The sequence below is a fragment of the Methanosphaera cuniculi genome, assembly GCF_003149675.1.
GTDB classification, from domain to species: Archaea; Methanobacteriota; Methanobacteria; order Methanobacteriales; family Methanobacteriaceae; genus Methanosphaera; species Methanosphaera cuniculi.
The window spans coordinates 29,880-46,202 of record NZ_LWMS01000031.1 but is presented as its reverse complement, the minus strand read 5'-3'; the positions used below and the strand labels follow the sequence as shown (position 1 = coordinate 46,202).

Below are 16,323 nucleotides of genomic sequence, written 5' to 3'. Positions count from 1 at the left end.
AAAAAGAGGGAGATTACAGATGACAATAAGATACTCCGAAATGGTAAAACGCCGGAAAGGAATCATAACAACCAATGCAACAAAATTCAAAGATGAAAATGGAAATGTATATGATAAAAATGAAATTATTGAAACATACATGCTTCCAAGCTGTTCTAGAGCTTCTTTACACAAACAAATCAACGGAGAACCCTTTTATAAATATAATAAAGTACATTACTGGTTGAATAAATGTCCTGGGTGTGGAAGAAAAGGAACACTGACATTGAATCCGAAGAACACATTTGAAGGTGAATTAACTTGTCGTCCTGAAGGAAAACGTTCACTCTGTGACATGGATTGGTGCGGTGTTTGTGGATATGAAAAAATCGAGGGTTCTACGAAACATCTTACCGAAGTTTTTCCCATAGAAAATGATAATACTTCTCCTCCTACTCCTACTGATACTACTACCACTACTGATACTACTACCACTACTACTGATACAACTATTACAACTGATACTACTACAGATCCCTCAGGAGAAGTTGTGGATGATACAGTTACTATTACTGATTCAAATGAAAAGACAATAACTCAACAAGTAATAGATGAAACTTATACAAAAGCATATTTTCAAGAAATACAAGCACTCAAAACCGACAAAAATGGAGTATTTAAACATAAAATCAAACTTCCTTATAATGGAAAATATAATATAAATGTTCATTATGGAGGTAGTCGTTTATATAGTCCTTCTACAGTGAATTTCAAGATTGATAATAAAGGAATTGCTAATTTTACTCCCGTACTTCTTGAAAGAATTACCACTACGACATATTCAGACAATAGTAATGATATAAACAAGGAAGGAGACGCAAAAAACAACCATCACACCTATACCAAACGAACTATAATTAACTATTCTGAAGGGGTTGAAAAAAGTAGAAGTACGGAGATAATACAAAATGATACCCAAACAAAATCAATAATTTCAAATAATGATATTTCCACATCACCTACTACTCCAGTTAGTCCTACACTTACAGGACGTCATGATCCATTCAGTGAAGATATAAGCTTAACCGAAAGAGGAACACCCAATGTGGCAATAATGGGAAATGCAACTTATAATTACAAATGGTACAGTAATACAGCTACATATACTCTACTTAAGGAACATTACACCGAAGTAATGCACAGAGACAGCGTATGCCTACAACTGAACAACTATAAGGATAGTAAGTTCACTGCATTTCGAACAAAAGAAGAACCAAATACATTTCATGTTATACACCGTGAAGCATGGAATTCCGTAGAAGAAACACTACTACGCTACCTAGTACTAGGGAATGGTATTCCATACCCTGATGAAATAATAGTTGATTTTAACCAGAAAATTACAACAATAAATGGAAAAGAAATTAAATTTAAAAACCAGACAACCGGAAATATTGTAAATTTTGTAGTAAGAGATCAACAAAATACGGGGTATACCTGTGGTCCTACGGCTAGTAGTGTTTGTAGCCAAGTCCTTCATAATTATTATAGTGAATCAAAAATGCAAAGTGTAATTCGGGCATCAGGGAGTTCAGGATCAGAGCATGGAGATATTACAAGAGGATTAAAAGAACTTGGGTTTAGCGTTGAAATAACCTATAATTGGAATAAAGTAGTGGATCATCTATCAACAAGAAGACCAGTAGTATACCACAAGCCTGGGCATTATAAAGCAGCAATTGCAATTTCAAATGATAAAAATAAGATATACATGATCAACAGTAGTGGGAACGCAAATTATTCCCCGAAAAACGGGTGGACAGCTATAAGTGGTCCTAAACGTGAATTCGCTTATGAATCAGGGCGTCAATCAGTCCTTGTGAGCTTAAATTATACTGTTTCTGATAAAGATAAACAGAAATTTAATCATTTTTATAGTAGTATGGGAGGAGCATGGACACGTCCAGAGGTTCAAGAAAAGATTGCGGATGCTCATCAGGGTTTGAACGCATTTTTATAAAAAAAAAGGAGGAGGATTTAAATGGTTAAATATGATACAAGCAGACCAATACAAATATCAATGGATTATACTGATTGTAGAGGTTGTCAAAAAGATAAAAATAAACTTCAAAAAATTAAAGAAACATTTGAAAAAAAAGGTTTTAAAGTTGTAAAAACAAGATACGGTCCTGGTTCTTCAGCAGATATTTATAATTATGATTTTTGTAATTGTAATGATCGTGTAGCAATTCTTTTAGTAAATGGTGCTGATCCTGCAAATATTCGTGAAGCAGCCCAAATACATCCAAAAAAAGATGAAAATGGCAAATTAGTTTATGATAAAAATAAAAATTTAATTTATAATTATACTTCCGGATATAAATATTCACAATCTACATTATATCCAAAAAATAATGTTACAATAATTGCATGGTGGTATACTGCTTGTGATCCAGTAAATCCTGGTGGAGGTTGTGAAGATCATATTAGGGATAGAACAAGTGTTGATGGATACTTAAAAAATCCGCGGAAATATATAGGAGAATATAATGTACCCTGTTTGTGTAAACATACAAAAGACATTCAAACAATCGTAGATTATATTGAAAAAATGTTTACAATTACAAAGAAAAAAGATGTAAATGGAAATTATATGCCTTTATATGATGTAATTGTAGAATATGGTTGGTCAGAGGGAAAAGCTAACACAATAGAACATGAACTAAATTTTTATGGTATTTATGAAGAGGGGGGAGATAATACACTCCCATCTACTACTATTACTGATACTACTATAACTACTACTGATACAACTATTACTACTGATACTACTACAGATCCATCAGGGGAAGTAATAAGTGATACAGTAACGATAACAGATACAAATGAAAAAACAATAACACAACAGATAATAGATGAAACTTATACAAAAGCATATTTTCAAGAAATACAAGCACTAAAAACAGACTCTAACGGTGTATTTAAACACAAAATCAAGCTACCATTTAATGGGAAATATAATGTAAATGTTCATTATGGAGGTTCTAAAAATTATGCTCCCTCAACAAAAAGCTTCTTGATAGATAACAAGGGAGTAGCTAATTTTACTCCTGTACTTGTTGAAAAAAGTACTACTACAACATATTCAGATGGAAAAACTGAAATTGTAAAAAATATTGATTCAGAAGGGAATAAACATACATATACAGTTCGTACTATAATTAATTTTGAAAATGGTATTGAAAAAAGTAGAAGTACGGAGATAATACAAAATGATACACAGACAGTTTCAATAATTTCAAATACGGGTATAGATACTGCACAAACTGTTACTACTACTCCTCAGGGTACTACTACAACTACTACTACACCACTTCCAACAAATCCTACTACACCAACTACTCCCACTACTCCTACTACTCCTACTACTCCTGTTAGTCCTAGTCTTACCGGACGTCATGATCCATTCAGTGAAGATATAAGCCTTACAGAAAGAGGAACACCAAATGTAGCAGTAATGGGAAATGCAACATATAATTATAAATGGTATAGTAATACAGCTACATATACATTACTAAAAGAACATTATACGGAAGTAATGAAGCGTGATAGTAAGTGCCTACAACTTCATAATTATAAAGATAGTAAGTATACTGCTTTCAGGTCAAAAGAAGAACCTAACACATTTCACGTAATACACAGAGAAGCATGGAATGCAGTAGAAGAAACACTACTAAGATATCTAGTATGGAGTCAGGGAGGTCCATATCCTGATGAAATAACAGTAAATTTTAAGGATTTAAAAACAACAATAAATGGAAATACAGTACCATTTAAAGCAGCGAATGTATGTAATATAAGTGTTCGTGATCCTCAAAATGACGGTAGTTCATGTGGTCCTAAAAGTTGTAGTGCTTGTACACAAGTCTTGCACAATTATTATAGTGAACAAAAATTTAGAAGAATGATAGGAGGAGGAAGTACGGGTCCTGATCAGCATAAGGTAGCACTTGAAAAACTTGAATTTAAATGTAAATATCATAATGCAAATATTTCAAAAATGAGAGATCATATAAAATCAGGAAAACCTTTTATATTGCATGGACCGAGTCATTATATAGCAGTTTGTGATTATGATAATGAGGGAAATTATTTTTATGTAAATAGTACTGTAAATTCTAGTTATGGTCATCTTACTGGTTGGCATAGTGAATCAATATTAAAAGATGATAGTACTAGGCAGATTAGTAGAAATGGTGTGATGATAGAATTAAATTGGACTATTACTGAACAAGAAAAACAGAAATTTAATCATTTTTATAGTAGCATGGGAGGAGCTTGGAATTCACCACATACTCATGAAAAAATTGCAACTACAGGATATCAATATACAGATGGAGGTGCTCAATGGTTGAAAACATTTTTATATCCTCCAAATTATTAGTTGAAAAATTGTAGTTTGTTTAAATTGTAAAAATGAGTATAGTTAATATATATCAAGTATATTATAATTAAAAAATAGAATACCCTTAAGGGGTATACAAATTTTAGTTAAAAAAAAAGAGAAAAAAAAGACTTCCCAGCCTCCCTCTCTCTTATATTTTATTTTTTTCATAATCTTAATAAAAAAATATCGGGTAATAGAAAATTGGATATACAATAAATATATTTGTAAAATCAAGATACAAAAATCTTTTTTACAAAAACCAAAAAAAATTAGGAGAAAAAAAATAAAATGCTAAATTGTAAAACAATAAACCTAAAAAAAGGCTCAAAAGGAGCAGAAGTAAAAGAATTACAAACAATACTCCAAAACAAAGGATACTATGACGGAAAAATCGACGGAGACTATGGAGACATAACAGTACAAGCAGTAAAACTCCTCCAAAGAAAACAAGGAAACGACCCAGATGGAAACTTTGGACCTAAAACATGTAGTAAATTAGATCAAAAAACAGGAACAACACCAACAGGAAATATAAATGCAAGTAACCAAAAATTTCTAAAAGATGAAATCATTAGAGCCGGAAAAGTATTCAGACAACATATCAAAAACAATAATAACTATCCTAACTATATTGAAATGAAAAATAGTAGTGGAAAAACATATCAGGTCAGTAAAGCACTGTATATGGGCTTATTTGAAGGAATGAATATGTTCGCAATCAAAAATGGAAGACTACCTAACTTTGTAGTAGCAAGTAGTACTGCTAATAATCCTCTCTGTATAGATTATCAAAACAACGGAGTTAATTGCGGTCCTACAAGTCTTTCAATGTGTATACAGATGTACGGAGAATATATAAGTGAGCCTATTCTTGCTCGTGCTTGTGATACAGGATCAAATGGAACAGGACCTTCTGAATTAAAAATGGGGGCTAAAAAATATGGGTATAAACTTGTTGAAATTCCTAGAAATATTAATGCAGTAAAAGAAAGTCTTGCTAAGTGTAGACCAGTAATAATGCACATACACACATCTTACAGTGGGGGACGTTCTTGTCTTGGGTATAGAGGAGCTTATGGTCATTATATAATGTGTTATGGTACAAATGGTAATTATTATAAACTTGCAGATCCGACTAAAGGTTTCAAGACTTGCAGTAGTACTAGTATTGATAATGCTCGGAGTGGTGAGTTTATGAAGTATTATTCGGTTTGTATTGTATAGTTTTTTTGTTTTTTATTCTTTTTTTTATCTTTTTTCTTATTTTATTATTTGTTTTTTCTTGTTTTATTAGGTTTTAATTGTTTTTTTGTGATTTTACTTGTTTTAATTGTTTATTTTTATCGTTTTTTAGCTATATTTTATAAAAGTTTATATACTACTTTTAATATAATATATATTATCAAAATGATACTTATTTTACAAAAGGTGAAAGAGAACAAAGGTATTTTTAGTGAGAAAATGATACTTTCATGGAAAATGGAAACTACAATTGAAAACATTCGTTTCAAATGAAAAGTTAAAATCTCTCATAAGTCTATAAAAATAGATATACGATCGAAATAGACTAGAAAACTAAAACCGAAAAAAAATAAAATTTACAGCTTTTTTTTATGAGAATTGGGATTAAAAAATAAAAAAGTATAACTTAAATTTCGTTATATCAAGGTTTACGTGAACTTAATTTCACTATACCTCGATATAACGAAATATTTTTCGATATACTAAGATTTTCTACTTTTTGTTATTATTTTTTCTAAAAAGTAGTTGGTGATGATATTTGAGAGTGTTTTAAGAGTTTTTGACATTATGTTTTTGACATTTTTTTAAACATTTTCTCATTTGTTTTTACACTTGAAATAGTATGACTTCAAATGTAAAGTATATCGAATTTATACAACAATTATACAAATAAACTATAAAATATAAAAGTGACATATCATAACACCTTTTACATTTTTAGTATAATTACTTGACAATAATATTTATATATATTATACTATATATAGTTATAGTTTATAAAAAAGAATAGAAAACGATTTATAATAAAAATAAAACATAAAAAAGTAAATAATTAAAATAAAAAATAAAAAAATAAAAAAATAAAAACAAAATAAAACAAATAAGTAATAAATAGTCTGAACAATAAATTAAATCCAATATAAAATTGGATTTAATATTATGCTCTAAAAAAAATTTTTTTAAATCTAACCAAAAAATTATTATATAAACTCATAAAAAAAGAGAGTGGCTCTAACATATCATTTTTTTCTTAGTACAAAAAAAATTTAAAAAAAAATCACTCTAAACTATTAATATGTTTTAATAATTTTCATATGCAAGAAGGATATCCAATGATTTCACAGTCTTACGACCAGCATGCTTAGCAAGCATAACAGCATCTTTTGATATTTCTGTGCCAATACTTTCTAAAATTTTTGTTAACTCTATTCCAGCATCTTTACTTACTCTTACATTACTTGTGTTTTTTATCATCCTCATGACTGGTGCTATTGGTATTTCCGTCATAATTTCACCTTCTTATATAATAGTATGTATTATTCTATTATATATAATTAATGTAAGAATAAATTTTTATTATTAAGATAAATTAAAAATAAAAATAGAATATTATATAAAATAAGTTATTAAAAAACAGTATTTATTTAGATTTAAAAATATGACCTAAAAAAAAATAAAAAATAAGAAAAAAACATGAACATAGAAGTTATAGAAAATATGTTATATTTGAACACAGGTTATTCTAAAAAATATCAAAAATTCAAAAAAAAAAATAATTAATTAAAAATAGAGTAAAGTCCTTTATTCTCTTTTTTTTGAAATTAATAAAAAGAAGAACTACAAATGACAAAAGGTAAAACAAAAAAAACCTATCATCATCAGTGAAAAACAAATACTCTTACCACAATGAATAAAGTAAGAGTAAAAAAGAGGTAATCTCCTTTTTATTAGAAAATTCAAAATAAAAAATAAATATTTTAAATCTACTTTAGATTAATCATTTTCTTTTACAATATTTCTAGAAATATTATGAAATGAGTGAACGTCTAATAAACGTTCAAACAATAATATATTGTTCATTATAACATATATATTTTATTTATATTATTTCCACACTATAGTACTTCATAAAGTCACTACTTCGTGCATTATCTATACTTGATGAGCTACAAGTTTTAAATCCTTTTGTAGGATCTGCAAGAAGATAATTATTTCCTTTTGTACCGTAACACATTATATAATGACCGTAAGCTCCTCGATATCCTAGACAACTTCGCCCTCCACTATATGATGTATGAATATGCATCAATACAGGTCGACATTTAGCTAAACTATTTCTTACACTATTCATATTACGTGGAATTTCTGATAATTTGTATCCATATTTTTTTAGCTCCTGAATTCAAACTTGCAGGACTTGTTCCATTACGGGTTGTTCCACATACATTTGCAAGAGTTGACTCACTGATATATTCTCCGTACATCTGTATACACATTGAAAGACTTGTAGGACCACAATTATATCCATTATTCTGGTAATCAATACAAAGAGGATTATTAGCAGTACTATTTGCAACAACGTAATTAGGAAGTCTTCCTTTTTTGATTGAGAACATATTCATTCCTTCGAATATTCCCATGTATAATGCTCTACTAACTTGATATGTTTTTCCATTACTATTTTTCATTTCAAGATAATTTGGATAATTATTATTATTCTTTATATGTTGCCTAAATACTTTCCCAGCTTTAATAATTTCGTCTTTCATAAACTTTTGACCACTAGCATTTGTATTTCCTTGTGGTGTTTCTAGAGTTGTATTTTGATTTATTTTACTGCATGTTTTTGTTCCGAACCAGCCGTCAGGAGAGTTACCTTGTTCTCTTTGTAAGAGTTTTACTGCTTGTACTGTAAGATCACCATAAATCGCATCTATTACTCCATCATAGTATCCTTTTTTTTGGAGTATTATTTGTAGTTCTTTTACTTTTGTTCCTGTTGATCCTTTTTTTAGGTTTATTGTTTTACAATCTAACATTTTATCACATCAATTAAATTTTTTTTTATTTTACTATATTATACTAAAAAATTTAATCTAACTAAAACACCACAAATATAATACTACATATATATCAAACCACCTAAAAAATAGTAGTTTAAAGGAATACATTCACACCTGAATTCGCATTACAAATTTTTTCATGAACATAAGGCTTATTCCAAGCACCACCCATACTATTATAAAAATGATTAAATTTCGCCTTATCAGTATCAGTAATAGTCCAATTTAAACTCACCCTAACTGCACTCCGTCCACCACGCCGTTTTTCAACAGTTGAAGTATCAGCCCAACCTGTAGTAGGACTATAATTACCACTCTCCGTACTATTAATCATCAAAATCTTACTTTCATCAGGAGAAATAGAAGCTGCACAAATATAATGATTCCACACATGGATTACAGCAGGACGTCCACTTCTAAGGTGACTTATCAATGTATCACGTGATGAATATAATTCTGCCTTAAAATTCAATTTATTTAATGCTCTCACATGAGCAGACGGAGCAGAACCACTACCACTAGTAGCTCCAATAAGTCGTTGTAAATATTGTTCGCTATAATAATTATGTAAAACCTGAGTACAAGCACTACAACTAGTTGGACCACATGTATATCCAGTATTCTGTTTATCTTTTACACTTATATTTACAACATCTTTACTTTTGAAGTTTACTGTTGTTCCATTAATAATTGTTTTTTGTTCACCAAAATTAATGGTAATTTCATCAGGCCATGCTATTCCTTGTCCATGAACAAGATATCTAAGTATACATTCTTCTACTGCATTCCAACGAGTACGGGAGATAACTCTAAAAACATTAGGTTCTTCTTTTGTTCGAAATGCAGTATATTTACTTTCTTTATAATTATTAAGTTGCATTGAAACACTATCACGATGCATTACCTCTGTATAGTGTTCTTTAAGAAGTGTCACTGTTTCACTAGGACTATATTTTTTATACCTATAAGTACTATTTCCCATATGTGCAACATCAGGTTCTACTGTTCCATCTGAATTTGTAATTACAGGTATATCAACACTAAATGGATCTTTTTTACCTGTTATTGAATAATTTGTATTTGTATTTGTATTTGTGTTTGTATTAGTTGTAGTTGTTGCTCCTTTTACTCTGGTATCATTTTGTATTGTTTCAACACTTCGACTTTTTTCTGCTCCATTTTCATAAGTTATTGTTGTTCGTACCGTATATGTATGTTTAACTTTACTAGCATCACCTTCCTTTTGAATTGTGGTTTTACCTTCTTTTGTTGTTGTAGTGATACATTGCTCTATAAGAGTAGGTGTGAAATCAACTGCTCCTTTATTATCAATATTATATGAAGCAGTTGTTGGAGCATGATATCTGCTACCCCCATAATGAATATTAACAGTATACTTTCCATTATAAGGAAGTAGTAATGATTGTTTGAAACTCCCATTAGGATCTGTTTTTAGTGGCTGTATCTGCTGGAAGTATGCTTTAGTGTATGTTTCCTCTATTATAATTTGGGAAACAGTATCATCAGGAGAAATAGTAACAGTATTTGTATTATTATTGTTATTATTGTTTATATCTGATTCACCTGCAACTCCATAAAACTCTAGTTCATGTTCAATAGTGTTTGCCTTACCCTCAGACCAGCCAAACTGGACAATAACATCCATCAAAGATAAATTTTTACCATTACTATCTTTTTTCTTTGTTACTGTGAACATTTTTGCAATATTATCTGCAATAACAAGAGGATCTTTAGAATCACTTTTAGCGAATGCAGGAATATGATGTTTTCCGATGAACTCGCGTGGATTATAAATCGGACCTGTAGTCTCTGAACCTCTTATTCTTTTTTCACATTTTCCACCCGGATTTACAGGATCACAAGAACCGTACCAATAAGCCATACAAACAATATTATTACGTGGAGCTAGGTTTTGTTCTGCATACTTGAAGCTTCCACTCCGTGCTGAACCGCTTGGACTACGTAAATAATTTCCATCCTTGATTTGTGCTACTTCATAAAGTGAAGCAGGATCTGCCCCATTTACAAGACTAATACCTACATGTCCTTTTACTTTTGCGAAATCATCTTTCGTAAGCAATGCTAATCCATTTGGACTATACCTTTGACCTACTACATTGAAACCTTTTGACTTCAAACTATTTTCTATTTGATTTAGCATGCTTCTATCACGGTCACAATTTCGACATCTTGTATAGTCCATTGCTAAGTGAATGGGCTTGCTAGTGTCATATTTAACCATATTAATCCATACCTCCCATTTTTTTATGTTGTCTTTGTTGCTGAAGCAGTATGATTTTTAAAACTCTTTTGTTTAGCATTTTTACATGAAATAATTGAAATGGCTTTAGATGAATTATTTAATTTTGTATTATAATAATTATTTTTTGTGTATAAACTATTAAATGCACCATATATAGAATCCCATGAAACTATTCTCCGCATCCCATCATTTATATCATCTTGATATACATAACTAGCATTCAAATAGAAACGCCACCAGTCTGGTTTAAAATCAGGATACCACCCATCTTCAACCATCACATATTTTTTTCCATTTTCCGCAATGAAAGCTCCAGTACAAGCAATAGCATGGTGGGAATTTTCTTCAAATTTTAAATTATTATATGCTAATTTAGTATCATTTACTGAAAACGTTACCTTAGTATTTGGTTGATCAACATATTTTTTCACTGTTTCAAAACCATTTTCTTTTGTAATATTCATAGGGGTAACTGTGTATCCATAATCGGGTAGATATTTTCCTAAATTTTTAACTGGTGTTCCTGCACCCTCCCCTTTTGAATTAATTGTTGTTCGTAATTTTTTTTGTAGTTCTTTTTCTGTTTTATAATCAAAAAAGAGTTCAGTAATATTTGACACAGCTACATCTAAACAGTCTCCACCTGACTGATGGTCCCCGCTTGTTACTTTATCTATTGTTGTTGATGAGTTAGGGAAATATTTATTTTTTATTAGGTTATTACTATGGTTTATTAATGAATAGAAATAGTCTACAAAGTATTTTTGGTCTTGTCTTGCTCCTTTATAATTTGTGAAGTCATTAAATCTTTCTAGTACTGTTTTGTTGCTATAATGGTGGAGTTCTAGACTATTAGGATATTTTCCTTTTCCTAAATTATTATTTTCATCACCATCTAAAAATATTTGGTTTCTTGCATAATATAATGCTCTACACCATTGGAAAGGAACATTATATATTCTTCCATTTGTTGCTCTCATATTCACTGCAGGAGGATATTTATTATTTTTTACTATATTGTTAAAGATTATATTTGCCATGTTTACAATTTCATCATTTGTAAATGTATAATATTCTTCTTCAGGCTTAAACTCTGTTGTTGTCTGCGTTATTGAAGTAATAATTGAATTTGTATTTTTTGATACATAAGGTTCTTTTAATGATACATTAATTGTTACCAATTCATTAGACAAGGGGATATGTGATTCACTTAGTTCTTTAAGTATTCCTGTAATGTCTACTTGATTAATTGATGAGGGTATTATTTGATCATTACATTCTATTTCTGTTTCTTCCTGAAGGTATACACTTTCAACATTACTTTCAAGCTTGATAGTATTTTCATCAGGTAAGTGAAGATTTTTAACTGTTTCTGTTACTGTACACTTAATATAATAATCTATACCTGGAACTTTAACTAATAATTTATCATGAAGGTTATATCCAAGCATGCTATTTCCTGTGAGAAGTTGAATATCTTTAACATCAACATTCAATTCAAAACTAGGAGTTGTCTTTTTTAATAATGCATTCGCAAGAGCATTATAAATTGCATATTCATTTGTTTCACTTGTTGTTACCCAACCTGTTTTTGTTTGAGGTTCAAGAACAGTATCATCAACATAAGGAACTACTGTTTTATATTTCGCATCAGTATAGTTCAAATTATAAATAAACATATCTCCTGCATTTTTTTGAAAGGGTGCATACCAATATGCAGTATATTCCACCCCATTATTTTCGGTCTTGTCAATTATCATAGGTATAGATTCACGATAATCTACCTGGAGTGCTTTCCAATTGCTCATGACTTTTTCTAGTTCTTCACGTGTTGTTGATCCCGTTCCTGTTGTAGTTGTTGCAGAGGTGGACTTATTTATATTGTCTGCCGTGTTTTCATTTAATGAGAGTTCAGGTGCCATTGCCTGGTATGTGTCTGTTTCATCCATAGTCAAATCCAAACTTTCAATTCCTGCATTCAAGTCCAATGCTTCAGGGTGTGCAGTTCCAAGATTTTCAGGTTTTTTTAAGCGGAGTTCCCGTGTAATTATATTATCACCAACAAGTGAGTATTTTGTTCCAAACATATAACCAGTTTCTTCTTCAATAAGTCTTAATAATTTCATTAAACTCATTGTTCCTGCAGGTGATATAACATTTTTATTAGGATCAAGTGTATCAACATATCCTATATCATAGAAGTCTCCAAACCATTCTTTTAAGTTTTCTTTATTAACTTTTAGTGCATCTTTTCCTATGTATTCAAATATAATATTATTTAATTCAACCAGTACTTCTTCTGCTTCAAATGTGACTTCATTTTGATTCCAAAAGTCAATATTAGCATCTTGATTAATAACATATAGACATGCTTCAGTCCCTAGTGTAGAGGGAATAAATATTTTATTCCCTGCATCAAACCAGTTACTTTCATAGTCTGTCATTTCTTGTTCAAGGGGATAGGTTATGCTAATTTTTCGTTGTGTGTTCATCGCGTTTGTTTCTTTAATTTCTATTTTATCTGCATCTATCCATGTTATAAAGTTTTCATAAGCGTCAAGTATGATTATATTTATATTTTCCATTTACCAACACCTCTTTTATTTTCTTTCTTGGAATCGTATCATGGTAATATTACTATCTGGTGATTTAAATGTGTATTCATCTTCAATGATAAACCAGTTACTATTCCATAATATGGAGTTTGTTATGTCTTTTAGTGTGTTTGTTCCATTTGGTGAAAGGTATGCTTTACGATTCATACAATCAATCGTAAATGAGTCTCCAATTTTAATATCATCTGTTTTAAGTGTCATTGATTGTTTACTATTCGATTCTGTTATTGTAATGATTCCGTTATTATTTGCTATACCCTCTATTGTAGGACTTACTCTTGCTACTCCGGTGTTTGCTCCTGTTGTTCCTGTTATACTTACTGCTCTATTTCTTGCTGTTCCTTCAGGTATCACTAGTTTACATTTGACTGTGTATGCTCCATATTCTTCTTCAACTTCTAGTGCATCTTCTCTTACAAACCAAAATTCATACTCTGGTAAGTGGTCAAATATTATTCGTTTGGGTATTGGCTTGTTAAATAATGTTCTTTTGTTTGTGAATAATTTTGTTACCTTTTCAAGCAATACTCCGCTTTCATGGAGGTCACAATTTCCAACATCAAATTCTAATTCAAGGTCTTTTTTATTGATATTGCTTCGATATGCTGTTGTAATATCAGTTCCGCTTGTTTGATAATAATTGACTTCATTTTGTGTTCCCCAATCCCAAGTCATTTTTTTAAAAAATATTCCATAGTCTTCTGCTCTTTCACCATCAACTTCAAAACTATATTCTTGCTCCTGGAAATCCATCAAGAAAAGTTTTAATTTTATGTTACTAAGTTTAACTGTTGCATCCACATTATTAGGATTATTCAAGTGAATATCAACCCAAAGATAATTTAATGTATCACTTCGGAAGTAATGAGGACTGAGTCCATATAAATCCCATTTTCCACCTATTGCTTCTATTCCTGATGATACTGTTTCACCTGTTTTTGGAGCTGGTAGTGTGATACTTCGAAGTCCTTTGAATGTTCCTGTTTCATAAGTGTTTGCTTTTACTTCAATTATCATTTCTACCTGTTGATTTGTTTCATATTCCCATTCTACCTGCATTCCTTGACAAACAACATTTTTTTCATTGCTAAATACTACTTGTTCGTTAAAGTTATGGCATCTTACTATGTTTGTACTTTTTTTTGATGGTAATTCTACTACTGCTTGTTCTCCTGATGATAATATGTGATTTATCACAGGTTTAGGATAAAGTGCTGGTTCTTGATTGTATGAAGTATTATTTTTTGTTTCATAAAGTTCAGGTTCACTAAATTCTACTTTAATCTTTTCATAAAAAGGACTTTCTATGTAGTCAATAGTCCATACAAAATAAAGAGGATATTTGTTAAAATAATGAAAGTTTACTCTGTATTCATCAAGCACATTCGTTTCTCTACTTTGTGACCATTCAGTATTCGCTAAAAATTCTTCCTCTGATACATCATCATTAAGGTTATAAACTCCAAATCTTACCTGATATTCTCCCAGTTCAGGAAGTAGTCCATCTTCATCATCATCTGTATAAATATATTTTGCATGGCTAATAGCTGTATAGTCAAGATTAGTACTTAATGCTTCTAATATATCTTCATCTGTTACTTCAAGTTTTGTATATGCCATTTTTGTATAATTTTTTGGTAACACAGTTACATAACATGTATCTACAATTTTCCCATTATACTCAGCTTGAATAGGATAAACACCTGAATCATTAAATCTTAGAGCAATTGTGTAAAGTGATTCAAGGTTGACGATATCAGCATTCATTGTGACTTTTTTTTCTGTTTTATCTGCAGTCCATTTGAAATTGTTTTCTTCTTCTAATTCTTTTATATTTTCAAATTCAGCACATAATGGAAAATGAAGTGTAATCGGTAATACATCAAGAAGTGAATTTCTTGTTTTTGTTGATAATTGGTAAATTGCTCGTTCATCTTGTTTTATTCTTTTAATGTTAGGTGTTTCTGCTAGTCGACATGTAGATTTACAAGATAATTCTTTTTGAAGTATGGGTAGATTTATTGTATATGCATTATTTGTCAGTGCATCAATCATTGAAATTTCATATGTTCCTGTTTTAATTGCAGTGAATTGAAGTTTTATCGTTGCTTGTTTTTGTGTGAGTGTAGAAGTCCATTGATATTGCGGTTCTTTATCAGTTCCAATATTTTTGAATGTTCCATCACCACTTATTTTTTTATCAAATCGTAACACATTGTTAAAATTTAATTCAAATACGGGTGTATATGTTGCCATATCTCTTTGTTCTACATGTAATTCTAATTCAAATTTTTGTCCTATATCAACTGTTTCAGGATTTGCTTTTACCGTGTAATCAATATCTACTGCATCTGTTTCAAGTTCTAGATAAATATTCCCTATAGTTAGTTGACCTTGATTTTGGCTAGTGTTTGCAGGATATATTATTAGAAAACCAAAATCAGACACGTTCACATCATGAGCTGTTAAATTTCTAAATTCTAAAATTACTTCTTTATTATCTGCTGTTGGTGCTATTCCTGTTACTACTTCTGCTTTTACTTGGTTATTTTCTATTTCTTTATTATAACTTTTGATTGTTGGTGCTCCAAAACTTGGGTAATTACTTGACTTTTTGTCTGATTTAGTACATATTGTATTTTGATTCATGTGAAGTTTTACAGTTCCAAGTTTTGAACCATTTGGTAGGTTTAACGAACCAAAATTAACATATACTGGGGCAGGTTTATTAAATGAATCATTTTTACTTCCAATTTTAGGATAGTTTCCTGTTCCACATGTAATTTTACCATCAGGTTTTTTCATTGTGTCAAATCCACCCCATTTTTTAAGGTGATATTTTTTAATATCAAAATGTTGTTTTGCTGTGTAAGTGTGATCCACTTCTATTGGATATACTGTTTTTGTAGTCAT

Annotated in this window: 9 protein-coding genes; 3 read left to right on the top strand and 6 right to left on the bottom strand. The window is 30.2% G+C overall.

Features of this window, described 5'->3' with window-relative positions:
* Nucleotides 1-19: 19 nt before the first annotated feature.
* The 3 genes from MSCUN_RS04910 to MSCUN_RS04900 all read left to right on the top strand — a co-directional run bounded on the left by MSCUN_RS04910 (nt 20) and on the right by MSCUN_RS04900 (nt 5,650).
* Complete coding sequence (locus MSCUN_RS04910) at nt 20-1,999, top strand: hypothetical protein (RefSeq protein WP_095608512.1); 1,980 nt, start codon at nt 20-22, stop codon at nt 1,997-1,999.
* Nucleotides 2,000-2,020: 21 nt separating this feature from the next.
* The gene (locus MSCUN_RS04905; protein WP_095608513.1) at nt 2,021-4,423 is read left to right on the top strand and encodes a cysteine peptidase family C39 domain-containing protein; all 2,403 of its coding nucleotides are present in this window, start codon (nt 2,021-2,023) and stop codon (nt 4,421-4,423) included.
* A 291-nt stretch (nt 4,424-4,714) separates the two neighbouring features.
* Entirely contained in the window at nt 4,715-5,650 is a 936-nt protein-coding gene (locus tag MSCUN_RS04900; RefSeq protein ID WP_095608514.1) for a peptidoglycan-binding protein, read from the top strand.
* A gap of 1,098 nt (nt 5,651-6,748) precedes the next feature.
* Here MSCUN_RS04900 and MSCUN_RS04895 read toward each other — a convergent pair.
* The 6 genes from MSCUN_RS04895 to MSCUN_RS04875 all read right to left on the bottom strand — a co-directional run bounded on the left by MSCUN_RS04895 (nt 6,749) and on the right by MSCUN_RS04875 (nt 16,323).
* Complete coding sequence (locus MSCUN_RS04895) at nt 6,749-6,955, bottom strand: histone family protein (RefSeq protein ID WP_095608515.1); 207 nt, start codon at nt 6,953-6,955, stop codon at nt 6,749-6,751.
* Between the two features lie 592 nt (nt 6,956-7,547).
* Complete coding sequence (locus MSCUN_RS08210; RefSeq protein WP_143744855.1) at nt 7,548-7,799, bottom strand: cysteine peptidase family C39 domain-containing protein; 252 nt, start codon at nt 7,797-7,799, stop codon at nt 7,548-7,550.
* 1 nt (nt 7,800) lies between these two features.
* Nucleotides 7,801-8,487 (bottom strand): peptidoglycan-binding protein, encoded by a 687-nt coding sequence (locus MSCUN_RS04890; RefSeq protein ID WP_095608516.1) that lies wholly within the window; start codon nt 8,485-8,487, stop codon nt 7,801-7,803.
* A gap of 118 nt (nt 8,488-8,605) precedes the next feature.
* Nucleotides 8,606-10,774: a hypothetical protein gene (locus MSCUN_RS04885; RefSeq protein ID WP_095608517.1), complete on the bottom strand. Its 2,169-nt coding sequence runs from the start codon at nt 10,772-10,774 to the stop codon at nt 8,606-8,608.
* Nucleotides 10,775-10,797: 23 nt separating this feature from the next.
* Nucleotides 10,798-13,380 (bottom strand): hypothetical protein, encoded by a 2,583-nt coding sequence (locus MSCUN_RS04880; protein WP_095608518.1) that lies wholly within the window; start codon nt 13,378-13,380, stop codon nt 10,798-10,800.
* Nucleotides 13,381-13,395: 15 nt separating this feature from the next.
* Entirely contained in the window at nt 13,396-16,323 is a 2,928-nt protein-coding gene (locus MSCUN_RS04875) for a phage tail family protein (RefSeq protein ID WP_095608519.1), read from the bottom strand.